The organism is Sinorhizobium sp. 8-89 (genome assembly GCF_030124325.1).
Classification (GTDB): domain Bacteria; phylum Pseudomonadota; class Alphaproteobacteria; order Rhizobiales; family Rhizobiaceae; genus Sinorhizobium.
Map to the genome: position 1 here is coordinate 460200 of NZ_JASKLR010000001.1, position 26334 is coordinate 486533.

Genomic DNA, 26334 nt, shown 5'->3' on the forward strand with positions numbered 1-26334 from the left:
CGTCGGCATTTCGCGCGATATCACCGACCGAAAAGCGGCAGAACGTTTGCTCGAAGGGCAGGCGCGACTGCTGGAGATGATAGCGAAGAGCGAGCCGCTCGATCAGTTCTTCACCGATCTCATCCTGCTGATCGAGTTGCTGTTGCCTGGCGTCAAGGGTTCCATCCTGCTCCTCTCCGAGGACGGTCGGCATCTTATGCATGGCGCTGCCCCAAGCCTGGACGAGGTATTTTGCGCCACGATCGACGGCGTCGAAATCGGTCCAGCAGTCGGTTCGTGCGGAACGGCGGCGTGGCGCGGTGAACAGGTCATCGTCTCGGACGTGTATTCTGATTCCTTGTGGGCGGGCTATGCAGATCTCGTGAAGCCTCATGGCTTTCGTTCCTGCTGGTCGACGCCGATTCATTCTCACGAAAGCAGGGTGCTTGGGACGTTCGCGCTCTACTCGCAGGAGGTCGGCGTTCCGAGCGAGCAGCAGAAGGAACTGATCGCCATGGCGACGCATCTCGCCGGGATCGCGATCGAACGCAAGCGAGCCGAAGACAGAATAAGCTTCATGGCGCACCACGATGCGCTGACGGGCCTTCCCAATCGCGTTCTGTTCGAGGCGCAGGTGGCGGGTGTGCTCGAGGCAATTCGCGGCCGCGATCAGTGGGCCGTGCTGGCCTTTCTGGATCTCGACAATTTCAAGCTCATCAATGACAGTCTCGGGCATACGGCCGGCGACGACCTGCTGAAGGCTGTTGCCGAACGTATGCGCGCCGCAGTGCGCAAGTCGGACATGGTCGTGCGCGTCGGCGGCGACGAGTTCATTCTTCTCTTGAACGGCCTTCCGACCGAGCGGGACATCGTCTTGTCCCGTCTAGAGGACATCCGGGCGGCCATTGCCGCGCCGGTTCAGCTCAACGGCCGCAGCCTGCAGGTGACCTGCAGCATGGGTGTCGCCTGCTTTCCCAATCAGGGCCGAACAGTCAGCGAATTGCTTGCAAATGCCGACGCGGCGATGTACCGCGCAAAGGAACTCGGTCGCAACAACCTCCAGGTCTTTACCGAAGAGATGGCCGCCAAGGCCCACGAGAAGCTCTTGCGGCACGAGGAACTGCGCGAAGCGATCGCCCGCAGTGAATTCCTCCTGCTTTTTCAGCCGCAGATGAACCTTGTGACCGGTCGTGTCTTCGCCGCAGAGGCGTTGTTGCGCTGGCAGCACCCGGTGCACGGTGTGATGTCGCCCGGTGCCTTCATCCCGCTGGCGGAGGAGACCGGCCTGATCGTGCCGATTGGCGATTGGGTGCTGAAAGCCGCATGCCGTCAGTGCAAGGCCTGGCAGGAAGCCGGTCTGCCGCCGTTGATTGTCAGTGTCAATGTTTCCGCTCGGCAGTTCCTCGAACGCAACTGGGCGGCCCGCGTGGCGGCCGTGCTCGCCGAAACCGGATTGGAGGCAGGTTACCTTGAACTCGAACTGACCGAGAGCCTGATCATGCAGGACGTGCCGGGCGCAATAGCGACAATGCGTGAACTGGAGGCGATCGGCGTACATCTCGCGATCGACGACTTCGGAACCGGCTATTCGAGCCTCAGCGCGCTTAAACGATTCCCCGTGCAACGGCTGAAGATCGACCGCTCCTTTGTCGAGGACATTCCTTCCGATGTCGATGACAAGGCGATCACGTCGGCGATCATCTCGCTTGCGCAGAATCTCGGACTTCGCGTCATCGCCGAAGGCGTTGAAACGGAGGCGCAGGTCGATTTCCTGCGGCAGAGCGGTTGCGATGAGATTCAGGGCTATTTCTTCAGTCCGCCACTGGTCGCCAAGGATTTCGAGGCGCTGCTCCGCCAGTCCGGGCTCCACGCTGAGGGCATCTGAGCTGTGTACCGGTGGTTGCAGAGCGCCGGTGCCATGATTGTGATAGGAAGTTTGCTGACATCAGCTTCGTTCCAGCCGTAGATGCATAGCCCGCCACTCGAGAGGGCGAGGACAAGCATTAACACCGTTCAGTTCGCAACCCGACTTGAGAACCGATCACGATGATTTTGGATTGATTTAATGCGAAATCATCGTGATCTTCCTGACCAGAGCGGAGAGGCGCGAATCGCCGATTGAGGTCGCGCCATCCCCTTCCGCTTGCTGCACTCAAACCCGTTAGAGTTCGATGCCAACGCTGTCCAATTTTTCCCGCCGCCAGTTTCTCCGCACATCCGGACTAGCAGTCGTCTCCGCCGGGCTTGCGAGTTGCACGTCGTCAATGAACACGGACCGCTTTCGGCAACAAACCGCGCCGGTTTTCCGCAATCCCGCGCTGGAGGGACGCTGGATCGATCCACGTACCGGAGCGTTCTTGGAAGGGCCTGTTGACGAGGGGTCGCTGCCGACCGGCCTGCCGCCGCAAGACCCCTACTACTCGGCAATTTACGCTGCGGTAGACGATGGCGGCTACCAGGTTCCGGCGGTGCCTTATCAGGAGATCGACGCTCGATTTTATCGCCAGGAAGTCGATGATCCATTTGGCGAGCAGCCGGGCACGATCGTGGTCGACACCGCCGATCGCTTTCTCTATCTGGTTCAGCCGGGCGGAAGGGCCATGCGTTACGGCGTAGGGCTCGGCCGTGAAGGCTTTGCCTGGTCGGGACGCGGGGTCATTCAGTGGAAGCAGAGGTGGCCGAAATGGACGCCGCCGGGTACGATGATCGAACGCCAGCCAGAGCTCGCGCGCTATTCGGAAAGCGCCGGTGGCATGCCGCCTGGCTTGAACAACCCGCTCGGCTCACGCGCGCTCTATATCTTCCAGAACGGCCAGGACACCTTGTACCGCGTACACGGTACGCCGGAGTGGCAATCTATCGGCAAGGCTGTTTCTTCCGGCTGCGTGCGCATGCTCAACCAGGACGTGATGGACCTCTACGATCGCGTCCGCGGCAAGGCCCCGATCCTCGTCATCTAGGCGCCGGAGCGTCGTCATTCGGTTGAGAGGCGGGCGCGAGCCCGATCAGCTTTCCTGATGGCTACTGCCCAGTCGTTGGGTCAAGCGATGCAGCGCCTCGCGCAACTCGCGGACTTCCTCCAAAGTGCATCCGCTTGCCTTGCCGATCTCGGCGAGGATGCCAAAGGCTTCGGCCTTCAGATCCTGGCCCTTTTCGGTGAGACTGACGATTACCTGTCGCTCGTCGCCGGGATCGCGCAATCGACTTACATAACCCGCCGCCTCCAATCGCTTTAACAAGGGCGAAAGCGTGCCGGAATCGAGCCCCATTTCCTCGCCGATCCGTTTCACCGTCATGCGATCCTGCTGCCATAGAGCGAGCAGGACGAGATACTGCGGATAGGTGAGGCCAAAACGGTCAAGCAGCGGCTTGTAGGTGCGGTTGAAAGCGTGCCCCGCCGAATAGACTGCGAAGCAGAGCTGCTGGCCAAGCGTCAGCGCCTCATCGGGTATTGCCTCAAATTTTGCCGCCTTGGTAGTCATGATTGCATTGTCGCAAATTCAAGGCGGTAATGCAATTTGCAAAATTAATTTGCGCGCAATTTAATTTTACGATATGCAATGACCATCAGCAACGACCACACGAAGGAGACTGCCATGCCTATCCTCTATCGCACCACCGCCTCGGCAACCGGCGGCCGCGCCGGCCAGGCCAAGAGCGCCGACGGTATCCTTGACGTTACTCTCACTGTCCCGAAGGAGCTTGGCGGCGACGGCGCCCGTGGCACCAACCCGGAACAGCTCTTTGCAGCCGGCTATTCCGCCTGCTTCCTCGGCGCGTTGAAATTCGTTGCCGGCAAGGAAAAGGTAAAGCTTCCGGAAGACACGAAAGTGACGGGTACGGTCGGAATCGGCCCGCGTGAAGACGGCACGGGTTTCGGCATTGATGCAGCGCTCGAAATTTCTTCGCCCGGCGTCGACAAGGCCGTGCTCGAGGATCTGGTCCAGAAGGCGCACGTGGTCTGCCCTTACAGCCATGCGACCAAGGGAAATATCGATGTAAAGCTGACGGTGGCTTGAAACGAAACGCGCTTGCAGTTTTCGTCTTGAAGCCCGGGGAGATACTCCGGGCTTCAGATGTAAGACGGCGGGTCGCCTCAAGCCTTCTTGAGGAATTCGGTGCGCAGCACCAGTCCCTTTATCTTTTCGACCCGGCATTCCACTTCGTCCGGATCGCCGGTCAGGCGGATGCCCTTCACCAGCGTGCCACGTTTCAGCGTGGTGGAGGTTCCTTTCACCTTCAGATCCTTGATCAGCGTGACATTGTCGCCGTCCTTGAGGATGGCGCCGTTCGAATCCTTGGCTTCCACAGTCAATCCTTTCTGGGCCGCAGGATGCGGTCTGGGCAATGCGTTGGGAAATCGCGAGCCGGGGGCGCTCGCATCGTTGGCGTGCCGCTCTATCGCTTTAGGCTGCCGAGAATGCCACGCACCAGGGCGCGGCCGACCTGTGTCGCGACCGTGCGGGCAACGGATTTCATCGCCGCCTCGACGATCGTTTCGCGCTGATAGCCGGAGGAGCGCGGCCGTGCCTGCTTGCCGGAGGGCTCCTTTGGCTCGTCGTCGCCGAAACCGGGCAGGGTCCAGCGTCCGCCGCCGGACGTCTCTTCCGCAGACCGTTCCTCCGCTTGCCGCGCGGCTTCGGCCTGCTCGGCGGCTTTCGCCGCGCGTTTAGCTAGCAGCTCGTAAGCCGATTCCCGATCGAAATTCTCGTCATAGAGTCCGCGCACCGGGCTGACATCGATCACCTTTTGCCGTTCGGCCTCCGTCAGCGGACCGAGTCGCGATGCCGGCGGGCGAATCAGGGTCCTTTCGACCATGGACGGCGAGCCCTTGCCTTCGAGCGTCGAAATGAGCGCTTCGCCGGTGCCGAGATTGGTGATCACCTCGGCGCAGTTGAACTCCGGATTGGGGCGGAAGGTATCTGCGGCGGTCTTCACCGCCTTCTGTTCGCGCGGTGAATAGGCGCGCAACGCATGCTGGACACGATTGCCGAGCTGCGCCAGCACCGTTTCCGGAACATCGAGTGGGTTCTGCGTCACGAAGTATACGCCGACGCCCTTGGAACGGATCAGGCGCACCACCTGTTCGACGCGCTCGACGAGCACCTTCGGTGCGTCGTTGAAGAGCAGATGCGCTTCGTCGAAGAAGAACACCAGCTTCGGCTTGTCCGGATCGCCGACTTCCGGCAGTTCCTCGAAAAGTTCGGAGAGGAGCCAAAGCAGGAAGGTCGCGTAGAGCCTCGGGTTCATCATCAGTTTGTCGGCGGCAAGCACCGAGATCGCACCGCGCCCGTCATTGGTGGTCCGCATGATGTCGGTGATCTTCAGCGCCGGTTCGCCGAAGAAATGCTCCGCGCCCTGCTGCTCGAGAATCAGTAGCTCGCGCTGGATCGAACCGACCGACGACTTGGAAATGAAGCCGAACTGGTTGGAAAGCTCGCTTGCATTCTCGCCCATGTAGTTGAGCAGGGCCTGGAGGTCCTTGAGGTCAAGGAGCGGCAGCCCCCCCTCGTCGGCGATCTTGAAGGCGATGTTCAGCACACCTTCCTGAGCGTCGCTGGCGTTCATCAAGCGAGACAGGAGCAGCGGTCCCATCTCGGAGATGGTCGTGCGTACCCTGTGACCCTTCTCGCCGTAGAGGTCCCAGAAGATCACCGGAAATTCCTGGAAGTCGTAAGGTGAAAGGCCAATCTGCTCGGCGCGCTTGACAAGGAAATCCTTCGGTTCGCCCATCGCGCCGATGCCGGAAAGATCGCCCTTGACGTCGGCGCAGAAGACCGGGACGCCGGCACTGGAAAATCCTTCCGCCAGGATCTGCAGCGTCACGGTCTTGCCGGTGCCGGTCGCACCGGTGATCAGCCCGTGGCGGTTGCCGAATTTCAGCTCCAGATATTCGCCCTTGTTGATCGAATCGTCCGGCTTGCGGCTGGTTCCGATATAGAGCTTGCCGTCTTGCAGCATGTGGGCCTGATCTCCGTTTTGCCTATGAAAGCGGGCATTTCGTTGCGCTGCGTCGTCACTGAAATAGCGCTCATTTCTGTTATAGGCGGTGCAATCAGGCGCGGCAACCGTTGCTCGATCGAGTGCGTTGCCAAGGGCGACGGTCCGTGAAACGATACGCTTGGGTGCGCGCCTCCTCTCGACTAGGGTGATGGCCGCAGCCTCGTCATGAGTTGTTCATCGTCGCTTGTTATTTCGGAGGCGATCATTTACCTTGACGTCAACGTCAAAAAAACAATCGAGGAGATTTCCATGAGTGAGCTGGTCACCCGCGTGGCGGAGAATGTCGGTATCGAGCCTGCAACGGCCGAGAAGGCAGTTGGTATGATTCTCGGCTTCCTGCAGCGCGAGGCGGCGGAAGGTCCGGTTGCCAAGATGATCGAAGCGATCCCGGGCGCGCCGGAACTGGTCGCCCAATACAACGGTGAAGGCAGCAACGGCGGCGGTCTGCTCGGTGGTCTGATGTCGGCGATCGGTGGCGGCGGTGTCATGGCGCTCGGCCAGCAGTTGATGAGCCAGGGCCTCGGCATGGGCGAAATCACCTCGCTCGCCAAGGAAACGATCGCTTTCGCCAAGGAAAAGGCCGGCGACGAGGTTGTCGATGAGGTCGTCGCCTCGGTTCCGGGTCTCAGCCAGTTCGTCTGATCGATTCGGCCCCCATAAAACAGCCAGCACCCGCCGGAGTGACCCGACGGGTGCTTTTTATTGTCTGGTCGTAAGCCTCACCGATGCCGTCACCTAGGCCGCTTTGTCCCATTCGGGGGCCAAGCCCGCGGGGCTGACGATCCGGCCGTCGGGACGCGCAAGCTTGCGGATCTCAGCCATTTCCTCCGGTGTCAGTGCGAAATCGAAGATCGCGAAATTTTCCTTGAGCCGGGCCTCCGTCGCCGTCTTCGACAGCGCGACCACATCCTTCTGCTGCACGAGCCAGCGCAAGGCCACTTGTGCCGCCGTCTTGCCGTGGCGCGCGCCGATGTCCCTGAGGAGCGGATCGGAGGGTATCTTGCCGTTGGCCATGGCATAGTAGGCGGTCAGTGACATGCCTAGCCGGCGCGCGGCTTGCAGGACCTTCGTCTGGTCGAGATAGGGGTGATATTCCACCTGATTCGTTGCGATCGGCGCATCGCTCAACAGGACGGCTTCCTCCATCTGGGCGATGTTGAAGTTGCTGACGCCGATATGGCGTACCTTGCCGGCCTTCTGCACTTCGTTGAGCGCGCCGATGCGCTCGGCCATTGGCACGTCGCTGCCCGGCCAGTGGAGGAGGAGAAGATCCACGTAGTCTGTCTTCAGCTTTTTCAGGCTCTCGTCCACGGAGGCGAGGAACGCGTCGTGGCGATAATTGTCGACCCACACCTTCGTCGTCAGAAAAATATCCGCGCGCCGAACGCCCGATTGGTGGATGGCCTCGCCGACTTCGGCCTCGTTGCCGTAGATCTGCGCCGTGTCGACATGGTGGAAGCCGAGCTTGAGCGCTCCCGGCAGGATGCGGAGGACATCGGCGCCTGGCATGCGGAAGGTACCGAAACCGAGGGCGGGAATATTGGCGCCGTTGGAATTGACTGCATGCATGGAAAAGCTCCTTGGTTTGGAGAGGCCCGGCAAGATGCCGGGCGAATTCGACATTCTATACTTGTGGTGGCAGAACGAAGGTTCAAGCCGGCTGCCCGACTGGAACCGCGCGCCGGTCGAGCACGCCGCTCCACAACGTCAGGATCAGGGCGGCGACAACCAGGATCGCTCCGACGAACGGCGTCGAAGCGAGGCCCAGCGGCGAGGAGACCACAAGGCCACCGAGCCAGGCGCCAACCGCAATGCCGAGGTTGAACGCGGCGATGTTGAGGGCCGAGGCGACGTCGACGGCGCCGGGACGGTACTGCTTGGCAAGCTGGACGACGTAGAGCTGCAGTCCGGGCACATTGGCGAAGGAAAGGAAACCGAGCGCCGCCAGCGTGACCAGCGTCAGTGCCGGAGAGGGGGCCGTGAAGGCGAAGAGCACGAGCACGGCTGCCTGGGCGACAAAGAGCCCGATCAGCGCCTTTACCGGATCGCGGTTGGCGATCTTTCCCCCGATAACATTACCGATCGCGATGGCGATGCCATAAAGCACCAGGATGAGGCTGACGCTGCCTTCGGAGAAACCGGTGATTTCCTGCAGGATTGGCGCCAGGAACGTGAAGGCGACGAAGGTGCCGCCATAGCCGAGCGCCGTCATGGCAAAGACGATCAGCAAGCGGCCGGATCCAAGCACACGAACCTGATCGACGAGACGTGCCGCGGCGGCCTTGCTCAGCGTATTCGGCAGCAAGGCTGCGATGCCGATGAAGGCGATGGCGCCGAGCGCGGTGACCGCCCAGAAAGTGGCCCGCCAACCGAAGGTCTGGCCGATATAGGTACCGAGCGGCACGCCGGTGACGATTGCGACCGTCAGCCCCATGAACATCATGGCAATCGCCGAGGCGCGGCGATCTTCGGGCACGAGATCGGCGGCAATTGTCGAGCCGACGGAGAAAAAGACCCCGTGCGCGAACGCCGACAGGACCCGTGCGACGAGCAGTAACTCGTAGGTTGGCGAAAGCGCCGCGGCGGCATTGCCGATGATGAAGAGAGCCATCAGGCCGAGGAGCAGGGGCTTGCGCTCGATCCCACCGGTAAGCGCCGTCAGCACCGGCGCGCCGAAAGTGACGCCGAGGGCATAAACGCTGACGATGAGGCCGGCGAGCGGCAGGGAGATGTGAAGGTCGGAGGCGACCGTCGGAAGGAGGCCGACGATCACGAATTCCGTTGTTCCGATCGCATAGGCCGCGATCGTCAAGGCAAGAGAGCGATGGGCATAAGTAGACCTTCCCGCCCGCACGCGATGCGGGCTGAGTTTTGCGGCCGTGCCGCGGTTTGCTTGATTGATGACCGGGAATATGGATCGATCGGGCTTGCGCGATAATCCGGAGGAATGGATAAATGCCTGTGAACTGAATTCAAAGGTTAAGGCAAATGGACAACCGCGCCGGCGAAATGGAAGTCTTTGTTGCAGCGGCCGAACTGCGCAGCTTTTCCGCCGCCGGTCGGCGGCTCAAACTGTCGCCCTCCGCCGTCAGCAAGCTTGTCTCGCGTATCGAGGACAGGCTCGGGACACGGCTCGTCATGCGCTCCACCCGCATGCTGCAACTGACGCCGGAGGGAGAAATCTACCTTCAGCGCGCGCAGCGCATCCTGGCGGCGATTGCCGAAACGGAACAGGTGGTCGCCGGCGGCGGTCGGGCGCTGCCGCGTGGCCCGCTACGGGTGAACGCGTCTGTCGGCTTCGGCGAGCGCTACATTCTGCCGCTTGCTGCCGAATTCCTCGCGCGTTATCCCGACGTGCAGCTGGATCTCTCCTTGAACGACGGTATCATTGATCTGATCGAGGAACGGACCGACGTCGCCATCCGGTCCGGTCCGATGCGCGATTCCAGCCTGAAGGCACGCAAGTTGCTCGATAGCCGGCAGGTGATTGTTGCCGCACCGCGCTATCTTGAGGCTCATGGCGTACCGCGGACGCCGGATGACCTCGCCCAACACAATTGCTTCACCTTCAATTTCCGCCGGAGCCTCGACGGCTGGCCGTTCCGCGATCCGGGCTCGTCAAATGTGTATGTGCGCCCGGTCACCGGTAATATGCAGGCAAACAGCGGCGCAATCGTTCGCAATCTCTGCCTTTCGGGTCTCGGCCTCGGCCGCGTCGGGCAGTTCCACGTACAGCCGGATATCGATGCGGATCGGTTGGTGCCGGTGCTGGAAGACTACAATCCGGAAGACATGGAACGGGTGCACGCAGTCTACGCCGGGCATGAGCACCTTGCCGCCCGCATCCGCGCTTTCATCGATTTCCTGGTCGAAAATATTTAGGACAGAAAGCGATGTCGCTTGCATTGCGCGAGCGGCGCCAGCGTCATCTACCGGTCCTTGGTTGCGATGATGAAGAAGCGCGGGAAACGCAGAAGAACCCGGCCGTCGGCCATCGGCGGATAGGCCGTTCGGATCTTTTCCGCGTAGGCGGCGAGGTAGTCTGCGCGCCGATCCTCTGGCAGAGCGTCGAGATAAGGCCGCAAGCCGGTGCCCTTCACCCATTCGACGATCGCCTCGGCGCTGGCGAGCTGATGATGATAGATCGTGTGCCAGGCATCGACGCGCACCGCTTTCGCTGCGAGCCGTTCGACATAGGTCGACGGCGGCGGTGGCGGCGCCCGCCGAAGCTTGCGGCCGCCATATGCTTGCGCAAAGAGCGGGGCCTCCGCCGTCTCCTGCATCAGCCTGTGCGTCGGCTCGTCGAGATTATCCGGCATCTGCACGGCAAGCGTTCCGCCGGGCGCAAGCGCCTCGATCAGCCGATCGAAGATCTCGATGTGCTCCGGCAGCCACTGGAACACCGCGTTAGCGAAGAAGAGCGTGGTTTCCGCCGGCGGCACCCAGGTCGCAAGATCGGCCTTCTCGAAGCGCAGAGCCGGAAGCCGCTTGCGCGCGGCGGCCAGCATGTCCTCGTCGCTATCAACGCCGACGACAGCGGAATTCGGAAATCGCTCGAGGATCAACTCGGTCGAGTTGCCCGGCCCGCAGCCGAGGTCGAAGGCCGGACCGGCGGGGAGATCCGGCACCTGCGCCAGGAGGTCGCGCGCAGGCCGTGTCCGCTCGTCCTCGAATTTCACATACTGCGCTGCCGACCAGGCCATGAGGCGACTTTCTTCAGATGCCGAACTGCAGGCTCTCGAGCGAGGGGAGGATGAGTGCAGGACCATAGTCCCTGTATTCGTCCGGCATGTCGGAGCGGTTGATCCAGACGGTGCGGAAGCCGAATTTTGTCGCTCCCGCAATATCCCAGCGGTTCGACGACTGGAAGGAAACCGCGTGCGGATAGAGCCGGTACTGCGTCGTCACCAGGTCATAGACGGCGGGCGCCGTCTTGAACGCCTTGACCGCATCGACCGAGAACACGTCGTCGATCACGATGTCGAGCGCGGCGTTTTTCACCGCCGATGCGAGCATGGCCGGGGACCCGTTGGAAAGAATAGCGATGCGGGCGCCGCGCTCCTTCAGTCCTCTCAGCACGGCCGGCACCTCGGGATAGCAGTCGAGCGTCCAATAGGCGTCGAGCAGCCGTTTCTTGAGTTTCGGATCGGCCGAGGGGAAGCGCTGAAAGGCGTAATCGAGCGATTGCTCGGTCAGCTGCCAGAAGTCGACATAGGCGCCCATCAGCGAGCGCACCCAGGAATATTCAAGCTGTTTGGCCCGCCAGAGTTCGGAAAAGGCCTGGCCATCAGGACCGATTGCTTCGGCATGGCGCCGCACGGCCGCATGCACATCGAAAAGCGTGCCATAGGCATCAAAGACATAGGCCGCCAGAGACATCGAACCCTCCCGTCATGACCATTCAGCGGCGCACAAAGGTCGCTTTATCTCTTTGAATTCACGCAACGTGCTCGCTGAAAATCGGTTCCGATTTCGGGCCCGGTGCGGTAGGCGCAACGCTTCGTCAGTTCTTCCCGGGGATCATGTCAAAACTTTGTGCGGCGCACAATGCCACCATGCATAGCAATAGGAATTTAATTAAGCTTTCCAGACTTTTGCCGGAAAACGCAGCGCCTGTTTCGCAAGTTTCCCCTTGAGCCCGAGAACGGCATCACAGAGCCCGACGACGTGGCGGTTCGGTTTGGCTTCGGGGCGAAGTGCGTGAAGGGCCGCGGCCGCCTCCTCGGGCGCCATGTAGCGGGCTAGAATGCCGAGCGTCAGCGCGGTCGACCTGCCGATGCCCCTAAGGCAGTGGACCAGCAGATGCGCATCCTCGGGCAGCCTGTCAATAAAGGCAAAGGTCGCCTCGACCGCCTCCGCCCGTGCGGCATCCGGTGCGTTCGGATCGGTGGCATCGCCAAAGTAAAGCTCCAGATGCCGCTCGGGCGGCAGTTCGATCATGGAGAGCAGGCGGCTTGCAGGCGCGCGGATCGAGACGAGATGCGTCGGCGCCCAAAGGTGGCGGTTGTGGCGCGCCTCGGTCTGCGAACTGACGATCACGCGGATATGCCAGCCGTTGGGATGCCGGGAATTGCTGCCGAGAACAGGCCGGTAAAGCTCACCTTCGGTGGTTTGAGCCGCAAGCGCCATGACGGGACCCCTCGTTGATTCGTCTTGCTTGCGAAAACCATAACAGCGCGCGGCGACGATCGGAATCCCTGATCAGAACCGCGTAATCACGCTGATGCCGAGATCGGTGGCGCGGTCCATCGTCACCAGCGCCGGCACGGCTTCTTCCAGCGAGATCTCGCGGCCGATCAGTTGCTTTGGGTTCAGTTTGCCGGCGGTGATCATCGAAAGCATCGCGTCATAGCGCCAGGCCTGCATGCCGTGGCTGCCGTAGATTTCAAGCTCGTGGCCGATCACCTGTGCCATCGGGATCTGTGGGGTTGCATGCTCCGCGAGCATCAGGCCGACCTGCACATGCCGCCCGCGCCGGCGCAGGTTCTTGATGGAATTGAAGCAGGTGACCGGCGAACCGAGAGCATCGATCGAGACATGGGCGCCGCCCTTTGTGATTTCCCTTACGGCCTCGGCAACGTCTCCCGTTTCTTTGCCGTTGATTGCTGCCACGGCGCCAAGTTTGCGGGCAAAGGCGAGCTTCTCCTCGGAAATATCGATCGCGATCGGGTTGGCGCCGAGCGCCGTGGCGATCATGATCGCCGAAAGGCCGACGCCGCCGCAGCCGTGCACCGCCACCCACTCACCGCCCCGGACGCGGGCCTGGTCGGCGATCGCCCGGAAGGATGTGGCGAAGCGGCAGCCGAGGCTTGCGGCAGTCGCGAAATCCATGCTCTCCGGCAGGTGCACAAGGTTCTGGTCGGCAAAGTCGATCGCGACGTATTCGGCAAACGAGCCCCAATGGGTAAAGCCCGGCTGGAACTGCGCCTCGCAAACCTGTTGGTTGCCCGAGCGGCATTCCGCGCAACGGCCGCAGCCGGAAACGAACGGAACGGTCACGCGGTCCCCGACCTTGTAGCGCAGGACACCGCGTCCGGCGGCCGCAATGGTTCCCGCGAGCTCGTGGCCGGGCACATGCGGCAGGCGAATGTCCGCGTCGTGTCCCATCCAGCCATGCCAGTCGCTGCGGCAAAGGCCGGTCGCCTCGACGTTGATGACGACGCCGTTTTCAGTCGGCTTCGGATCCGGCAATGCTCTGATCTCCGGCATCTTTTCGAACGCGTCGTAATACATCGCTTTCATGACTGGTCTGGCTCCTTGCTCGTTAGGCTATTTTGGCATGGCGGTTCGGCTCGTTCCACAATGGACGCGATGACATTTTTTGATGTACCCATTCACCCTGATACTGCCTTTTTCGGCTAGAGCTAAATGAGGAAAAAGTGTCCGCTTTTCCGGCCGCGCTTCGCTCTGATCAGCAGGGCCGACCAATATGGCGGTTGGATTGATCCAGCCGAGTAAGTTGCGTGGTCAAACGGACAATAACGAGAGGAGACGCCGATGGCCGTCGATACATCCCCCCGCTCAACCACCTGGACCTATGTCGACGGTGAATGGCTTTCCGGCAATCCTCCGCTGATCGGGCCGACCTCGCACGCGATGTGGCTCGGATCCACGGTTTTCGACGGTGCACGCTGGTTCGACGGCATCGCGCCGGACCTTGATCTGCATTGCCAGCGCGTCAACCGTTCGGCCACATCGCTGGGGCTGAAACCCACGATGTCCGCCGAAGAGATCGAGGCGCTGACCTGGGAGGGCGTGAAGAAGTTCGACGGCAAGACGGCGATCTACGTGAAGCCGATGTATTGGGGCGAGCACGGTTCCTGGAGCGTCGTGGCGGTGGATCCGGAATCGACACGTTTCGCGCTCTGCCTGTTCGAGGCACCGATGGGCAACGCGCATGGCGGCTCATCGTTGACCTTGTCGCCCTTCCGACGGCCGACAATCGAGTGCATGCCGACGGATGCCAAGGCCGGTTGCCTATATCCCAACAATGCCCGCATCCTCAACGAAGCACGCTCGCGCGGCTTCGATAACGCGCTTGTGCGCGACATGCTTGGCAATATCGCCGAGACCGGATCATCCAACATCTTCATGGTGAGGGACGGTGTCGTCTTCACGCCGGCCGCCAACAAGACCTTCCTTGCCGGCATCACCCGCTTCCGCGTGATGGGCCTCTTGCGCGAGGCCGGCTTCGAGGTGGTCGAGATCACGATGACCATCGCCGATTTCGAAGCGGCGGACGAGATATTCACGACCGGTAATTATTCGAAAGTACTGCCGGTTACTCGCCTTGACGACCGCGACCTGCAGGCCGGCCCGGTCGCCGCCAAGGCGCGCGACCTTTACATGGACTGGGCGCATTCGAGCCGCGACGTCTGACGGCACGGCCACCCCCGTATCACCGAGCTCGCAGGGGCGGCATGGGCGGTCTCCGCTCGATAGCGGTGTGGCTATTTCTCGTCGCCCCGATCGCGATAGGGCATGCGCATATAGGCGTCTCCGGCCTGAAGTTCGGCAAGCATCTGGGCGATGCGCTTCTCGCGGGTTTCGCTGCGCTTGGCGCGGGCGATCCAGCCGAGATAGTCGTTGCGCTGATAGGCGGGACGCGCGGCATAGGCAGCCTCGAGCCCGCTGTCACGCAGCCGCGTGGAGATATCATCCGGCATCGGCTGGATCGCGCGTCTGAGGTTCTCCGTACCGGCCGTCACGTATCGGTGCCCAGCGGACGGATGACGACATCGGCGGACGAGCGCGTTGTCGGTCCATGATAGACCGCCTCGATGTTGTTGCCGTCGGGATCGAGGAGAAAGGCTGCGAAATAGCCGGGATGGTAGGGTCGCTCGCCCGGCTCGCCATTGTCTTTCCCGCCGTTCGCAAGACCGGCCTCGTAGAAGCGACGAACCGCATCCAGATCGATCGCCTGGAAGCCGATGTGAACATGGCTGCGATAGCTTTCGGCCTGATCGATGTAGAGTTCGTCGAATGCAATCGCCTGCTCGGTCTCGAAGGTCGGCTGACGGCCGAGAGCGGCGAGAACAGCACGATAGAAACGTTTGCTGGCGGCGAGGTCTCTTGCGCGAAGATGCACATGGTCGAGTAACCGCCCCTGATGGAATTCCATAACGTCCTCCGCTTGCGTGTTCTGTGCATGGACACTGGAAGACATAGGACCCTTGTGCAGGATGTCGATGCGGCTGCCGGCCGGGCGGAAACAAATGCAGCTTCGGGGACGGCTTTCCCCGCGCTTGCACATGCGCAGCCCCAACATCACGAACCCGCCTGCCAATGCCATGTGCGGCGAAAGCGCGGGCCCACACTGTCGGCTTCTGGACTACGGCCTCAATATCGGTTTCACCTGGGCACCGATCTCGCCACCGAGTTCCACGGCCTTGGTCTGCTTGTCGTAGACGCAAATCTGCGTGACAAAGCCATCGCCGGCTTTAGGCTTGCCGGAGATGAGCGCCAGTCCGTAGCTTTCGGTACCAAAAGGATCAACGACCGCGCTGATGTCTTCTAGCGATTCGGCGGCGGCAATGCATTTGGCCGATACGTCTGCGCGGAATTCCTCCCATGCGTCCCCCGAAGATGCATGTGCCGCACCCGCTGCAAGGCTTGCAGCGGCAAAGAGGCTCAGGATTGAGATGGGGTGTATCGGCATCTTGGTTCCTTACACATTTTCCTGGAATGCGCGGGTAGGTAGCACGCCGATCTTGACGAGAATTTGCCAAGGAAAGGGGTTCGCTGGAAACGCAACGAAAGTATTTTGCGTGTGGCAGAGAAATTTTGGCACCGCATCGGTTGCCTCGGTCTATGCCGGTGCCTATGTTCCCGCTCACAGATTTCCTTGACGAAATCCATACCAAGAGGAGATGCCACAATGGCTTTCGAATTGCCGAACCTTCCCTATGACTACGATGCGCTCGCCCCCTATATGTCGCGCGAAACGCTCGAATATCATCACGACAAGCATCACCTCGCTTACGTGACGAACGGCAACAAGCTCGCCGAGGAAGCCGGTCTTTCCGGTCTTTCGCTCGAGGAAGTCGTCAAGAAGTCCTACGGGACCAACCAGCCGCTGTTCAACAATGCCGGCCAGCACTACAACCACATCCATTTCTGGAAGTGGATGAAGAAGGGCGGCGGCGGCACCAGCCTGCCGGGCAAGCTCGACGCGGCCATCAAGTCCGACCTTGGCGGCTACGACAAGTTCCGCGCCGACTTCATCGCCGCCGGCACCGGCCAGTTCGGCTCCGGCTGGGCATGGCTCTCGGTCAAGAACGGCAAGCTCGAAATCTCGAAGACCCCGAACGGCGAAAACCCGCTCGTTCACGGCGCGTCGCCGATCCTCGGTGTCGATGTCTGGGAGCACTCCTACTACATCGATTATCGCAACGCCCGCCCGAAGTATCTGGAGGCGTTCGTCGACAATCTCATCAACTGGGATTACGTGCTCGAAATGTACGAAGCTGCGGCGAAGTAAGCGGCTGTCATTCGTCTCGACAGGCAATTCGGCCCGGCGCTTGCGCCGGGCCTTTTCGTTGCAGACGTTGTGGCCAGCGCCGGCGAGGCTCGGCGATTTGCTCAACCCTAATCTTCTCCGGCATGCGAGGAGGGGCACAGTAGCGGCGGTGCATATTTCCTGACCCCGTGGAAGAAAGTGCCGGCAGGCGGAATGGGGCGCGTCGTCTACGCGTCCTCCGCCTCGAGCGGCCGAGCGGCGTTCGTCTTCCAGCCGGCGATCCACATCTGCCTCAGCCGGTTGCCCTCGTCGTGGAAGAAATCGTCCACCGGTTCGCAGTGCTCCACCCGGTCGGCGCGGAAGTTGCGGATGTCGTGGCGCAGTTCGCACCAGGCGACCATCATCGCGTGCTCCGAATAATAGATCAGCGCCAGCGGGCGGACAGTGCGTTCCGTCGCTCGCCCGAGCTCATCGCGATAATCCAGCGCAAGCTTCTGCTCGTCACGGATCGCGCGGCGAACCATGGCGAGATCAATGGCGGGCGGTGGCGGTGCTATGCTACCCCAGGCGTGCAGTGCCTGAGACTGGAATGCTCGGCGGAGCGGCTCGGGAACGGCGCCCGTGATCTTCTGGTTCACGCGCCGCGCGGCGGCCTTCAGCTCCTCGTCGCCCGTGCGTGCCAGCAGCGCAAGCGCGAGTACGATCGCCTCCGTCTCTTCGATGGAGAACATCAAAGGAGGCAGATCGAAGCCTGGTCTCAAGATATAGCCGATGCCGCGTTCGCCCTCGATCGGCACCCGTATTGCCTGGAGGGCCGCGATATCGCGGTAGATCGAGCGTGGCGTAACCTCCAGCGCTTCGGCAATTTCCGCGGCCGTCACCGGCTTCCTGGCGAGCCGCAGAATCTGGATGATTTCAAAAAGGCGCGATGCCTTACGCACGAAAAAACCTCCGTCGCCGCAAAGGCTCCTGACAATTCCCTGTCAGTTGTAGGGCGGTATAACACGTGTCAACGGATTGAAGAATCTACAATCCGCCCACCCGTCACATGGAAATCTCACGGACAACTGACATGAGCTACACGGAAAACCTCTGGCTTTTCTTCACCCTTCTCTTCGGCATCATCATCGTGCCCGGCATGGACATGGTCTTCGTCCTGGCCAATTCGTTGACCGGCGGACGGGCGTCCGGCCTGTCGGCAACGGCCGGCATCATGGCCGGCGGCGTGCTGCATACGCTCTATGCCGCGCTCGGCGTCAGCGTCGTCCTGCATCTGGTGCCGCAGCTCTTCAACGTGCTGCTTGTCGCCGGTGCCCTTTACATCGCCTGGATCGGTTTCTCGCTTTTACGCAGTTCGATCACGATCGGCGGCATCGAAAAGGCTGTGCACCTGTCGCGCTGGGCGAGCTTTCGCCAGGGCGCGCTAACAAGCCTGATGAACCCCAAGGCCTATCTTTTCATGCTGGCTGTCTATCCGCAGTTCCTGAAGCCGCAATTCGGTCCGGTCTGGTCGCAAGCGGCCGTCATGGCGCTGATGATCGCGTTGACGCAGCTTGCCGTCTATGGCGGGCTGGCCCTTGCCGCCGGGCGCGGCCGTGACCTGCTTGTCGGCAGTCCGGGCGCAACGGTGGCAATCGGACGGGCTGCCGGCGTCGTGCTGGTCATAGTTGCGGTCTTGACCGTATGGCAGGGTTGGGCCGGTGCCCGGTAGGCCGCCGGCGGCAGATCGCTCCCAAGTATTAAAACATGGCTGTCGTGTTCACGCTGTTTTCCGGCACGCGACAGACGGCGGTAATGCGGTTGTTGGAGCCAAATTATGTTGGAATGACAAGGACATCAAAAAAATGTTACTTCCGTCGAAAGACCAAAATGCCATCATGCCCCGCGCCTCAACAGGAAGCCGCAGATGCGGGTTCGAATGACCGGGAGATCATGATGAAGATACGAGCATTTATGCTTGCTGCGGCCCTCGCAGGATTGGGTGTGACTGCCGTCACTGCGGCGGACGAGCCGCAGGCGGTGCGCCAGCAGCTGATGAAGAAGGTAGGGCAGGCTGCCGGTGCGTTGAACGGTATCGCCAAAGGTGAAAAACCCTACGATGCGGAAATCGTAAAGGCATCGCTGACGACGATCAGCGAGACGGTGAAGGTCTTCCCGAATCATTTCCCGGCGGGCTCGGAAACCGGCCTGGAAACCGAAGCCAGCCCGAAGATCTGGGAAAACATGGATGACTTCAAGGCCAAGGCCGCCAAGCTTGGAACCGACGCGAGCACGCTGCTTGCCCAGCTTCCTTCCGACCAGGCCGGTGTTGGCGCCGCCCTCGGCATTCTCGGCAAGGACTGTTCCAGCTGTCATGAGACCTACCGGCTGAAAAAGGACTGAGACGCCGTTCCTTCATTCTGATCGGTTCCGATGCGCCGGCTCTGCCGGCGCATCTGTCTGTCTTTCCAGCATCAGGGAGGCCTGATGGGCCGTCGAACAGCGAAACTGCTATTTGGTCTGGTCGTGCTGGCGCTTGCCGGCGCCGGCGGTTTTTGGTGGCTGACGAAACCGGCGCCGTGGGATGAAGCCCATTGGCAAGGACTTGGCGAACCGGATCTCGCCAATGGCGAGCAGGTCTTCTGGGCCGGCGGCTGCGTCAGTTGCCACGCGGCGCCGGGAGCGAAGGATGACGCCCGGCTCGTGCTTGCTGGCGGTCGGGCGCTGAAGAGTCCCTTCGGTACCTTCAATATTCCGAACATTTCGCCCGATGAAAGCGCCGGCATCGGTGACTGGACGCTTGCGGAGTTCGGCAACGCCATGACGCGCGGCGTCGGAAAAAATGGCGAGCACCTTTATCCATCTTTCCCTTACGGTTCGTATGCGCGCATGACCGCCAAGGATATCAACGATCTCTGGGGATATCTGCAGACGCTGCCGAAAAGCAGCAACGTGGCGCCGCCGCATGACTTGCCGTTCCCTTATAATATCCGCATGGCGCTCGGCGCCTGGAAGCTGCTGTTCTTAACAGACGAGCCGCGCGCCGAGGTGAATACGGCTGACGCGAAGCTCGCCCGCGGGCAGTATCTCGTCGAAGGCCCCGGTCACTGCGGCGAGTGCCACACGCCACGCAACGCGCTCGGCGGGTTCGTGCCGGATAGATGGTTGGCCGGCGCGCCGAATCCCGAAGGGGAAGGTCGTATCCCCGACATCACGCCGGGCTCGAGGAGCGTCGGCAGTTGGAGTGCATCCGACATCGCCTCCTATCTGGAGACCGGTTTCACGCCGGAATTCGACTCGGTCGGCGGTTCGATGGTCGAGGTGCAGCAGAACCTGGCGAAGCTTTCGCCCTCCGACCGCGAGGCTATTGCCGCCTACCTGAAGGCCATCCCGGCGCTTTGAAGGTTCTGGAACGGCACTATCGTGCGGCTTGAACGGCCGCGTGCTCCTTGCCGTAGAGGGAGAGATAGTGGTCAAGCGCTTCGGAGCCGACACCGAGCGCGTGGAAAATCTCGGCAGTAAAGCTGACCGGAGCAGTGCCCGCAGCCGTTACCAGTCGGCCGCTTCGAAGAGCCTGCGGCTGCTCGCGATAGTGCTCGTGGCCGTGATAGCCGGCCACCGCCAAAAGGCTTTCCGCCGAGTTGCCCGTATGGTCCGCCTCGTTGAGAATGCCGCTGGCGGCAAGCGCAAGCGTCGCACCGCAAATCCCCGCGACGACGCGGTCTTCCGCATGGAAGGCGCGGATCGTCGCGGTGAGATTTGGGGCGGCGGCGGTTTCCCAGGTTGAGCCGCCGCAGAGCACAAGCGCGTCGAACTCCGCCGGCGCCAGCGTTTTCGTCGGCAGGTGCGGTGTGATGTGAAGGCCGCCCATCGACGTCACCACGGTGCCGCCGGGCGTGGCGATCAGCACGTCGAGCCCGAGTTCGGTGCGCGCCGTGGCCATCAGCAGCGCGCATTCCCAGTCGGCAAAACCTTCCGTCAGGACGATTGCGAGGCGCATGTGCCCTCCCGTTCAGCCAAGTTTCTGCATATAGCGCATGCCGGTAACAGGTCGAGGTACGAAGCGTTCGGATTCGTAGAATCGATGCGCCTGGAAATTGCCGGTGGCGGCGCTGACCGAAAGATAGTCGCAGCCGGCCATGCGCGCCTTTTCGCGCGCCTTGGCAACGAGGTGGCGGCCGATGCCAGTGCCACGATGACCGGGACGAACGAAAAGGTGATGCAGTTCCATGCCGCGCACGCCTTCGGCTGCTCGATAGGTCGGCACAAGGATGGCGTAGCCGATCAACTGGTTGCCGGCTTCGGCGACAAGCGCGGTGATCCAGGGGGTGCGGCTGAAGAGGTCGCGTTCAAGCCGTTCCAGTGTGAGCGGTGCGGCGTCGCCGTGATGCGCGGCGAGCTCGACGATCATCTCGTGCAGCTCGGGAAGATCGCGCGGTTTGGTACAGCGGATCGTCACCACCGGTGGACGCGCCGATGGCACTGGATGAAGGGAAGGGGTGGCGGTCTGCAACATTCTCGGCTCCTATGGTTCTGCCGCCATCAGGTGCCGTGAAAAACAAAAGCCGCCTGATGGCGGCCTTGTTGAATATGATCAGCAGGCCGCTCCTATCGGAACAGCCAAAAATACACGCGGGAAATGGGTGCGTTCTTGATCATGCGCGTAGATTCGCCATTTCCGCGATTTTGTCAACGTGATTTCTCGCGCCTCCGGATCGGATCTCAGTGGTCGGTCCCGCACATTGAATGGTCGGCCAGCGCCCGGATCACGTAGCAGTCGCCAATCGTATGGTCACCATGGCAGGCGACGATGCGCTCCAGTTCACTTTCCAGCTTCCGTAGTCTGGCGATCTTTTCGCGTACCGAGGCAAGGTGTTCGGTGGCGATGCGGTCCGCCTCGCCGCAAGGGCGTTCCGGATGCCGGCTGAGTGCCAGAAGATCGCGGATCGCCTCGATCGAGAGTCCCAGGTCGCGCGCATGACGGATGAATGCGAGCCGTTCGAGTTCGCGTTTTTCATAACGCCGCTGGTTGCCTTCCGAGCGCTCGGGTGCCTCGAGCAATCCCATCTGTTCATAATAGCGAATGGTCGGGATCTTGACGCCGGTGCGGCGTGAGAGGTCGCCGATCGAATACATGCTGTCGCCTCATATCTATAGTCGCTGGAGTATTTAGATAGGGCGGCGGCATTCTCCCAGCAATAGAGCGGACCTCCCTGCTTCTCAACGTCGCAAAAGAAACTCGAGAAGTGCGTCGTCGAAAGCCGCACTCTCCTCCAGTTGCGGCGTGTGACCGCTCTTTTCGAAAAGACGGATGGTTAGATCGGAGACATCCGCGCGGTATTCGTCCCAAGTGCTCGCGGGTGCAACGAGAAAGTCGAAGCGGCCGAGTGCAAGCATGATCGGCATTTTCAGCCGATCGAGCCCCTGCCTTATGTCGATATCGCGGAAGACCTCGCCCCAGAGATGATCGATGACGAGATTGTTGACCGTGACGTCTTCGCCAGAGCGTCGGGCGTCGAAAGCCGCATCGTCGCTAGCGGATGAGGCGCACGGATCTCGTCCTTCAATTTCAACGCCTTCGCCATAACATTTTCCATGGACGGCCCGCAACCGGATGGCGGAACGATGAAGGCAGTCCCGACAGCTGGGCGAGCACAAGGCCGCCATATTTGCCGCTTAGCGACTTGCTTCGCAACGGCCGCTTGTCGTGGCCGGCTCGGCGGGAATACATATTCACTATCAATAATTTAGAAACGTGCGTGGCGAATGCCGCACGCTCAATACGGAGGAAGAACGTGCCCTTTTTCATCAATCGACGCACCATGCTGGTCGGCTCTGCGATGCTCTATCCGGCGCTCGTTCTGGCGAGCACAGCGCGCGCCGTTGCCGGAACGAACGACGATGTCTCTAAGCAGCTTGGCGAACTCGAAAAGCGTACCGGCGGTCGCCTCGGCGTTGCGGTGCTCGACACGGAAACGAACATCTCCTTCGGCCAGAGAGAAAGCGAGCGCTTTGCCATGTGCTCGACCTTCAAGGCGTTGGCCGCGGCCTGTGTGTTGGCCCGTGTGGATCGAGGGGAAGAAAAGCTCGACCGGCGAATCAAGTTCGGCAAGGACGCACTGGTCCCCTATTCGCCGGTAACGGAGAAGCACGTGGGAGGAGATGGCATGACGGTCGCCGCGCTCTGCGAGGCGGCGATTACGATCAGCGACAACGCCGCAGGCAACCTGCTGCTCGAAAGTTTCGGTGGACCGGCAGGGTTGACGACGTGGCTGCGATCGATCAACGATCAGAAGACGCGGCTTGATCGTACCGAACCCGAACTCAACGAGGCGAAGCGGGGAGACCCACGCGACACGACGACGCCGGCTGCCATGCTTGAAACCCTCGGCGGTCTGACGCTCGGCCCGGTTTTGTCGGAGACCTCCCGCATGCAGTTCATCGACTGGATGGTCGCCAATAAGACCGGCGACGCCCGGCTCCGTGCCGGCATGCCGAAGGATTGGCGTATCGGCGACAAGACCGGGACGAGCGCGACCGGCGCGGCGTCGGACATCGCCGTTGTCTGGCCAAAGGATCGCGGGCCGATCCTGATAACGGCCTACATTGCCGAGGCGAAGGCGCCAGTGAAGGAACTGAATCCCGTCTTCGCCGAAGTCGGAAAGATTGTTGCGGGAATGGTTTGAGCTAACCCTTTGAAGCTACGCAATTCCAGGAAAACCGTTGCACACTTCTCCTGGAATTGCTCTGGCCGACGGCATCCGGGAAAGTCAAGCTTCGGTAGCGTTTTCGACGATGTCCGATGCAGTGTCGCTCGTCTGTTCCTCCATGCCGAGGCTTTCCGCGACGGCCTTGCGGATTTCTTCCTCGATTGCTTCACGCCCCTCGGGCGGCATGGCCCGCAGGCTTTCCTCCGTCAGCCCATGTGCCTCGAGGTACTGCGCCCGGATTTTTTCCGCAAACGACATCTTGGACCATTCAAGGAACTCGTCGGCAACGCTCGAGCCGAACGGCGACTTGCCCTCGGTGATCGAGGAAGCGGCCGTTTCGTCCTCGGCGAGTGACTGCCAGAGTGCGCTTGAAAGCGAGACGGAGGGCGAGGCGGGTGCAATGGTGGGCGGAGAACGACGCTGCGCTCGATCACCGCCGGCTTCGTCGAGCGAGGGAAGGTTGCTTGCGACGGAGCGGCGCTGCGAAAGATAGTAGTTGGAAAGGCTGCTTTCGATTTTCATGGAAATCCCCGGATGTAAAGTTCCGGGGGAGCCTGTCTATGGCGGCTTGCGCGAGCCTTTCGATGCAACCACCCGGCGAGTTCAGGGGAGAGTGTAGGCAATGATGTAGTCGCCCGGTTTGGTGCCGACCGAACCGTGGCCGCCGGCGACCATCAGCACGTATTGTTTATCGCCGACGGTGTAGGTCATTGGCGTCGACTGCCCGCCTGCCGGCAGCCGTGTCTCCCAGAGCTGGCTTCCGGTGGTGACGTCGTAGGCCCTCAGATAATTGTCGACCGCAGCACCCAGGAAGGCGACGCCGCCCTTGGTGATGATCGGTCCGCCGATGCCCGGCACACCTAATTTGAAGGGGATCGGCAGCGGTGTCATGTCATAGACGGTGCCGTTCTTGTGCTTATAGGCGATCTTGCCGGTTCTAAGATCGGCGCCCGCGACATAGCCCCAGGGAGGGGCCTGGCAGGGGATCTGCAGCGGACCGAGGAACGGGCCCATATAGACACCATAGGGCGCACCTTCATTGCGGTTCAGACCCTGCTCGCTGCCCGTTTCGCCCTCCTGCTTCGGCGGGATCTGGTCGCGCGGTACCAGCCGGGACGTGAAGGCGAGGTAGGTCGGCATGCCGAACAGGATCTGCCGCTCCGGGTCGACCGCGACCGAACCCCAGTTGAAGGTGCCGAAATTGCCGGGATAGACCAGCGTTCCTTCAAGCGAAGGCGGTGTATAGCGGCCCTCGTATTTAAGCGACCTGAAGGCTATCCGGCAGGCGAGCTGGTCAAGCATGGTGATGCCCCACATGTCGCGCTCGTCGAGCGGAGCGGGCATGAAGGTAAGGTCGGATACCGGCTGCGTTGGCGCGGTGAAGTCCTCCGGAATTGCGCCGCCAGGTGCGGCGACTTCCTCGACCGGAATGATAGGCTCGCCGCTTCGCCGGTCGAGCACATAGAGGTCGCCCTGCTTGGTCGGCCCGACGAGCGCCGGCACGACCGTCCCATCCTCCTTGGTGATGTCGATGAGCGACGGTTGCGCAGGCACGTCCATGTCCCATAGGTCATGGTGCACCGTCTGGCGTACCCAGCGCATCGCACCGGTGTTGATGTCGAGGGCGACGATCGAGGAGGAATATTTCTCCACGTGCTCGCTTCGCCCCATGCCGAGCTGGTCCGGCACCTGGTTGCCAAGCGGCACATAAATCAGCCCAAGACCTTCGTCGACCGAGGAAACCGACCAGCTGTTCGGCGAATTCGTGGTGTAGAACCGACCGGCTGGCAGGGGCGCCGTCTGGTCGGGGTTGCCGCTGTCCCAGTTCCACAGCAGCGCGCCGCTGTTGATGTCGAAGGCGCGGATGACGCCGGATTGCTCCTGCGTCGAGTAGTTGTCGTTGACGGCACCGCCGACGATAATCTTGCCGGCGACCGCCACCGGCGGCGATGTCGAGTAGTAGTAGCCAGCCGGATTGAACCGCATCCCCTGTTCCAGATGCAGGACGCCATTATCGGCAAAGCTGGTGCAGACCTCGCCGTTTGCGGCGTCGAGCGCAATCAGCCGCGCATCGGAGGTCGGCAGGTAGACGCGCTCGGCGCAGGGGCTGCCGGGAGCGGCCGCCGGATTGGCCCAATAGGTGACACCGCGGCAGGTCTGGTGCTGGCGGTCGGGGTTCATGCCGGAGTTGGAATCGTACTTCCACTTTTCCTGTCCGGTCGCCGCGTCGAGCGCGATCGCCCAGTTGTGCGGCGTGCAGAGGTAGAGCGTGTCCTTCACCTTGAGCGGCGTTACCTGATAGGTGGTCTCGCCGACGTCATCCGGTCGCTTCACGTCGCCCGTCTGGTATTGCCATGCGACTCCGAGATTGGCGACATTTTCCGCGTTGATCTGGTCGAGCGGCGAGTATCGCTGGCCAAAGGGCGTGCGGCCGTACTGGTGCCACTCGCCCGGAGGCACATTTCCGCCGAGATTGGCGTTGGCCACGACCGTGTCGCTCGGCAACTCGCCGCGGATATCGTGCGGATCCCGCGTCATCGCGAATACGGCGACGCCGATGGAAACAAGGCTGGCGACGGCGAGCGGCCACGCCGTAGCGCTGTAGTGCTCGCCTGAGGGACTGACGAAGCCGAGGGGGCGTCGGATCCAGGGAGTAAGCAGCCAGAGGCCCAGCAGGATAATAATGCCGCCGCGAGGGCCGAGTTGCCACCAGTCGAAGCCGACCTCCCAGACGGCCCAGGCGAGAGAACCTACGACGACGAGCGCATAGACCCAGAGAGCAGCGGCCTGCCGGCGGAAAAGCAGAAATGCGGTCAGCAGGAAAGCCAGGCCCGTAAGCAGGTAGTAGGGGCTGCCGCCCAGCATCAGCAGCCTGATTCCTCCGGCACCGATTGCAAGACCGATCAGGGCGAAGAGAACGGCCGTCAGCACGAAGAGCATGTGTTCAAACCCCCGAGTTGAAGTATGGTGCCGAGCGGCACGGCGGGTCTTGCGAGCAGGCCCGGCCGGACCTGGACGACGGCGTTCCCGTGTCCGTGCGCCTGACGCAGTCAACCGTCATCGGACGAACGCCATCTGAAAAGCTAACGCATGGGGCGTGCCTTTCAATGGCTGCACTCCGTGGGGTTGCAAAATACGGACGTCGCAAGGGTTTACTTAACTGCTGCCGGCAAGATCATTTTCGTGTTTCATCGAACCGGTGAA

General features: G+C 61.6%; 29 protein-coding genes and 1 pseudogene. 11 read left to right on the top strand and 19 right to left on the bottom strand.

Annotated elements, in window-relative coordinates:
* Both QN219_RS02230 and QN219_RS02235 read left to right on the top strand, forming a co-directional pair.
* A partial coding sequence (locus tag QN219_RS02230) for a bifunctional diguanylate cyclase/phosphodiesterase (RefSeq protein WP_283997625.1) occupies positions 1-1864 on the top strand: 1864 nt, incomplete at its 5' end.
* 286 nt (positions 1865-2150) lie between these two features.
* Positions 2151-2939, top strand: coding sequence for a L,D-transpeptidase family protein (locus QN219_RS02235; RefSeq protein WP_283997627.1), 789 nt, complete (start codon positions 2151-2153; stop codon positions 2937-2939).
* Between the two features lie 45 nt (positions 2940-2984).
* Here the strand turns inward: QN219_RS02235 and QN219_RS02240 are convergent, their stop codons facing one another.
* Positions 2985-3461, bottom strand: coding sequence for a MarR family transcriptional regulator (locus QN219_RS02240; RefSeq protein WP_283997629.1), 477 nt, complete (start codon positions 3459-3461; stop codon positions 2985-2987).
* A 114-nt stretch (positions 3462-3575) separates the two neighbouring features.
* Here QN219_RS02240 and QN219_RS02245 point away from each other — a divergent pair, with 114 nt between their 5' ends.
* Positions 3576-3998: an organic hydroperoxide resistance protein gene (locus QN219_RS02245; protein WP_283997631.1), complete on the top strand. Its 423-nt coding sequence runs from the start codon at positions 3576-3578 to the stop codon at positions 3996-3998.
* A 77-nt stretch (positions 3999-4075) separates the two neighbouring features.
* On the opposite strand, the gene QN219_RS02250 is transcribed toward QN219_RS02245, so the two are convergent.
* Positions 4076-4288 carry an alkylphosphonate utilization protein gene (locus QN219_RS02250; protein WP_283997632.1) on the bottom strand — a complete coding sequence of 71 codons (213 nt, stop codon included), beginning with the start codon at positions 4286-4288 and terminating at the stop codon, positions 4076-4078.
* Positions 4289-4377: 89 nt separating this feature from the next.
* Positions 4378-5940, bottom strand: a complete 1563-nt coding sequence (locus QN219_RS02255) for a DUF853 domain-containing protein (protein WP_283997634.1) — start codon at positions 5938-5940, stop codon at positions 4378-4380.
* 291 nt (positions 5941-6231) lie between these two features.
* Between QN219_RS02255 and QN219_RS02260 the strand changes: the two genes are divergently transcribed.
* Complete coding sequence (locus QN219_RS02260) at positions 6232-6624, top strand: hypothetical protein (RefSeq protein WP_280659751.1); 393 nt, start codon at positions 6232-6234, stop codon at positions 6622-6624.
* 93 nt (positions 6625-6717) lie between these two features.
* On the opposite strand, the gene QN219_RS02265 is transcribed toward QN219_RS02260, so the two are convergent.
* Both QN219_RS02265 and QN219_RS02270 read right to left on the bottom strand, forming a co-directional pair.
* Positions 6718-7551, bottom strand: a complete 834-nt coding sequence (locus QN219_RS02265; protein ID WP_283997636.1) for an aldo/keto reductase — start codon at positions 7549-7551, stop codon at positions 6718-6720.
* A gap of 82 nt (positions 7552-7633) precedes the next feature.
* Positions 7634-8814: pseudogene (locus QN219_RS02270) on the bottom strand (MFS transporter).
* A gap of 156 nt (positions 8815-8970) precedes the next feature.
* Here QN219_RS02270 and QN219_RS02275 point away from each other — a divergent pair.
* Complete coding sequence (locus QN219_RS02275; RefSeq protein ID WP_283997640.1) at positions 8971-9864, top strand: LysR family transcriptional regulator; 894 nt, start codon at positions 8971-8973, stop codon at positions 9862-9864.
* A 47-nt stretch (positions 9865-9911) separates the two neighbouring features.
* On the opposite strand, the gene tam is transcribed toward QN219_RS02275, so the two are convergent.
* The 4 genes from tam to QN219_RS02295 form a co-directional block, all read right to left on the bottom strand.
* On the bottom strand, positions 9912-10685 hold the full coding sequence (gene tam, locus QN219_RS02280) for a trans-aconitate 2-methyltransferase (RefSeq protein WP_283997642.1): 774 nt from the start codon (positions 10683-10685) through the stop codon (positions 9912-9914).
* Between the two features lie 13 nt (positions 10686-10698).
* Positions 10699-11361, bottom strand: coding sequence for a haloacid dehalogenase type II (locus QN219_RS02285; RefSeq protein WP_283997643.1), 663 nt, complete (start codon positions 11359-11361; stop codon positions 10699-10701).
* 198 nt (positions 11362-11559) lie between these two features.
* On the bottom strand, positions 11560-12111 hold the full coding sequence (locus QN219_RS02290) for a phosphatase (RefSeq protein ID WP_283997644.1): 552 nt from the start codon (positions 12109-12111) through the stop codon (positions 11560-11562).
* A 72-nt stretch (positions 12112-12183) separates the two neighbouring features.
* Positions 12184-13224: a zinc-dependent alcohol dehydrogenase family protein gene (locus QN219_RS02295; protein WP_283997645.1), complete on the bottom strand. Its 1041-nt coding sequence runs from the start codon at positions 13222-13224 to the stop codon at positions 12184-12186.
* 255 nt (positions 13225-13479) lie between these two features.
* Between QN219_RS02295 and QN219_RS02300 the strand changes: the two genes are divergently transcribed.
* Positions 13480-14361 carry a branched-chain amino acid aminotransferase gene (locus tag QN219_RS02300; protein ID WP_283997646.1) on the top strand — a complete coding sequence of 294 codons (882 nt, stop codon included), beginning with the start codon at positions 13480-13482 and terminating at the stop codon, positions 14359-14361.
* 71 nt (positions 14362-14432) lie between these two features.
* Here the strand turns inward: QN219_RS02300 and QN219_RS02305 are convergent, their stop codons facing one another.
* The 3 genes from QN219_RS02305 to QN219_RS02315 all read right to left on the bottom strand — a co-directional run bounded on the left by QN219_RS02305 (position 14433) and on the right by QN219_RS02315 (position 15640).
* A complete protein-coding gene (locus tag QN219_RS02305) occupies positions 14433-14690 on the bottom strand; it encodes a YdeI/OmpD-associated family protein (RefSeq protein WP_309486522.1) in 258 nt (85 codons plus the stop codon).
* Positions 14687-15103 (bottom strand): VOC family protein, encoded by a 417-nt coding sequence (locus tag QN219_RS02310; protein WP_283997648.1) that lies wholly within the window; start codon positions 15101-15103, stop codon positions 14687-14689. The genes QN219_RS02305 and QN219_RS02310 overlap by 4 nt, the downstream gene beginning before the upstream one ends.
* A gap of 210 nt (positions 15104-15313) precedes the next feature.
* On the bottom strand, positions 15314-15640 hold the full coding sequence (locus tag QN219_RS02315) for a hypothetical protein (RefSeq protein WP_283997649.1): 327 nt from the start codon (positions 15638-15640) through the stop codon (positions 15314-15316).
* A gap of 219 nt (positions 15641-15859) precedes the next feature.
* On the opposite strand from QN219_RS02315, the gene QN219_RS02320 reads away from it, so the two are divergent.
* Positions 15860-16462: a superoxide dismutase gene (locus tag QN219_RS02320; RefSeq protein ID WP_173510524.1), complete on the top strand. Its 603-nt coding sequence runs from the start codon at positions 15860-15862 to the stop codon at positions 16460-16462.
* A gap of 206 nt (positions 16463-16668) precedes the next feature.
* Here QN219_RS02320 and QN219_RS02325 read toward each other — a convergent pair whose 3' ends face one another.
* Positions 16669-17382 carry a YafY family protein gene (locus tag QN219_RS02325; protein ID WP_283997651.1) on the bottom strand — a complete coding sequence of 238 codons (714 nt, stop codon included), beginning with the start codon at positions 17380-17382 and terminating at the stop codon, positions 16669-16671.
* 131 nt (positions 17383-17513) lie between these two features.
* Here QN219_RS02325 and QN219_RS02330 point away from each other — a divergent pair, with 131 nt between their 5' ends.
* The 3 genes from QN219_RS02330 (at position 17514) to QN219_RS02340 (ending at position 19822) form a co-directional block, all read left to right on the top strand.
* The gene (locus tag QN219_RS02330) at positions 17514-18152 is read left to right on the top strand and encodes a LysE family translocator (RefSeq protein ID WP_283997653.1); all 639 of its coding nucleotides are present in this window, start codon (positions 17514-17516) and stop codon (positions 18150-18152) included.
* A gap of 224 nt (positions 18153-18376) precedes the next feature.
* A complete protein-coding gene (locus QN219_RS02335) occupies positions 18377-18823 on the top strand; it encodes a cytochrome c (RefSeq protein ID WP_283998241.1) in 447 nt (148 codons plus the stop codon).
* 84 nt (positions 18824-18907) lie between these two features.
* Entirely contained in the window at positions 18908-19822 is a 915-nt protein-coding gene (locus tag QN219_RS02340; RefSeq protein ID WP_283997654.1) for a cytochrome c, read from the top strand.
* Between the two features lie 16 nt (positions 19823-19838).
* On the opposite strand, the gene QN219_RS02345 is transcribed toward QN219_RS02340, so the two are convergent.
* From QN219_RS02345 to QN219_RS02360, 4 genes are all read right to left on the bottom strand, one after another.
* Positions 19839-20420 (bottom strand): DJ-1/PfpI family protein, encoded by a 582-nt coding sequence (locus QN219_RS02345; protein WP_283997656.1) that lies wholly within the window; start codon positions 20418-20420, stop codon positions 19839-19841.
* A 12-nt stretch (positions 20421-20432) separates the two neighbouring features.
* A complete protein-coding gene (locus QN219_RS02350; protein ID WP_283997658.1) occupies positions 20433-20936 on the bottom strand; it encodes a GNAT family N-acetyltransferase in 504 nt (167 codons plus the stop codon).
* Between the two features lie 206 nt (positions 20937-21142).
* On the bottom strand, positions 21143-21556 hold the full coding sequence (locus QN219_RS02355) for a helix-turn-helix domain-containing protein (protein ID WP_283997660.1): 414 nt from the start codon (positions 21554-21556) through the stop codon (positions 21143-21145).
* Positions 21557-21640: 84 nt separating this feature from the next.
* Positions 21641-22087, bottom strand: coding sequence for an alpha/beta hydrolase (locus QN219_RS02360; RefSeq protein ID WP_283997662.1), 447 nt, complete (start codon positions 22085-22087; stop codon positions 21641-21643).
* Positions 22088-22215: 128 nt separating this feature from the next.
* Here QN219_RS02360 and bla point away from each other — a divergent pair, with 128 nt between their 5' ends.
* A complete protein-coding gene (gene bla / locus QN219_RS02365; protein WP_283997663.1) occupies positions 22216-23106 on the top strand; it encodes a class A beta-lactamase in 891 nt (296 codons plus the stop codon).
* 84 nt (positions 23107-23190) lie between these two features.
* Here the strand turns inward: bla and QN219_RS02370 are convergent, their stop codons facing one another.
* Both QN219_RS02370 and QN219_RS02375 read right to left on the bottom strand, forming a co-directional pair.
* A complete protein-coding gene (locus QN219_RS02370; protein ID WP_283997665.1) occupies positions 23191-23652 on the bottom strand; it encodes a hypothetical protein in 462 nt (153 codons plus the stop codon).
* Positions 23653-23733: 81 nt separating this feature from the next.
* A complete protein-coding gene (locus QN219_RS02375) occupies positions 23734-26070 on the bottom strand; it encodes a glucose/quinate/shikimate family membrane-bound PQQ-dependent dehydrogenase (RefSeq protein WP_283997667.1) in 2337 nt (778 codons plus the stop codon).
* Positions 26071-26334: the final 264 nt, after the last annotated feature.

Coding starts and splice junctions, on each gene's coding strand:
- QN219_RS02290 (WP_283997644.1), bottom strand. CDS start 12,111: ATGGCGCTTGCGGCTCAAACCACCGAAGGTGAGCTTTACCGGCCTGTT.
- QN219_RS02295 (WP_283997645.1), bottom strand. CDS start 13,224: ATGAAAGCGATGTATTACGACGCGTTCGAAAAGATGCCGGAGATCAGA.
- QN219_RS02255 (WP_283997634.1), bottom strand. CDS start 5,940: ATGCTGCAAGACGGCAAGCTCTATATCGGAACCAGCCGCAAGCCGGAC.
- QN219_RS02320 (WP_173510524.1), top strand. CDS start 15,860: ATGGCTTTCGAATTGCCGAACCTTCCCTATGACTACGATGCGCTCGCC.
- QN219_RS02350 (WP_283997658.1), bottom strand. CDS start 20,936: ATGTTGCAGACCGCCACCCCTTCCCTTCATCCAGTGCCATCGGCGCGT.
- QN219_RS02375 (WP_283997667.1), bottom strand. CDS start 26,070: ATGCTCTTCGTGCTGACGGCCGTTCTCTTCGCCCTGATCGGTCTTGCA.
- QN219_RS02355 (WP_283997660.1), bottom strand. CDS start 21,556: ATGTATTCGATCGGCGACCTCTCACGCCGCACCGGCGTCAAGATCCCG.
- QN219_RS02360 (WP_283997662.1), bottom strand. CDS start 22,087: ATGGCGGCCTTGTGCTCGCCCAGCTGTCGGGACTGCCTTCATCGTTCC.
- tam (WP_283997642.1), bottom strand. CDS start 10,685: ATGGCCTGGTCGGCAGCGCAGTATGTGAAATTCGAGGACGAGCGGACA.
- QN219_RS02265 (WP_283997636.1), bottom strand. CDS start 7,551: ATGCATGCAGTCAATTCCAACGGCGCCAATATTCCCGCCCTCGGTTTC.
- QN219_RS02275 (WP_283997640.1), top strand. CDS start 8,971: ATGGACAACCGCGCCGGCGAAATGGAAGTCTTTGTTGCAGCGGCCGAA.
- QN219_RS02235 (WP_283997627.1), top strand. CDS start 2,151: ATGCCAACGCTGTCCAATTTTTCCCGCCGCCAGTTTCTCCGCACATCC.
- QN219_RS02370 (WP_283997665.1), bottom strand. CDS start 23,652: ATGAAAATCGAAAGCAGCCTTTCCAACTACTATCTTTCGCAGCGCCGC.
- QN219_RS02310 (WP_283997648.1), bottom strand. CDS start 15,103: ATGGAATTCCATCAGGGGCGGTTACTCGACCATGTGCATCTTCGCGCA.
- QN219_RS02285 (WP_283997643.1), bottom strand. CDS start 11,361: ATGTCTCTGGCGGCCTATGTCTTTGATGCCTATGGCACGCTTTTCGAT.
- QN219_RS02335 (WP_283998241.1), top strand. CDS start 18,377: ATGAAGATACGAGCATTTATGCTTGCTGCGGCCCTCGCAGGATTGGGT.
- QN219_RS02300 (WP_283997646.1), top strand. CDS start 13,480: ATGGCCGTCGATACATCCCCCCGCTCAACCACCTGGACCTATGTCGAC.
- QN219_RS02260 (WP_280659751.1), top strand. CDS start 6,232: ATGAGTGAGCTGGTCACCCGCGTGGCGGAGAATGTCGGTATCGAGCCT.
- QN219_RS02245 (WP_283997631.1), top strand. CDS start 3,576: ATGCCTATCCTCTATCGCACCACCGCCTCGGCAACCGGCGGCCGCGCC.
- QN219_RS02240 (WP_283997629.1), bottom strand. CDS start 3,461: ATGACTACCAAGGCGGCAAAATTTGAGGCAATACCCGATGAGGCGCTG.
- QN219_RS02340 (WP_283997654.1), top strand. CDS start 18,908: ATGGGCCGTCGAACAGCGAAACTGCTATTTGGTCTGGTCGTGCTGGCG.
- QN219_RS02330 (WP_283997653.1), top strand. CDS start 17,514: ATGAGCTACACGGAAAACCTCTGGCTTTTCTTCACCCTTCTCTTCGGC.
- QN219_RS02315 (WP_283997649.1), bottom strand. CDS start 15,640: ATGCCGATACACCCCATCTCAATCCTGAGCCTCTTTGCCGCTGCAAGC.
- QN219_RS02345 (WP_283997656.1), bottom strand. CDS start 20,420: ATGCGCCTCGCAATCGTCCTGACGGAAGGTTTTGCCGACTGGGAATGC.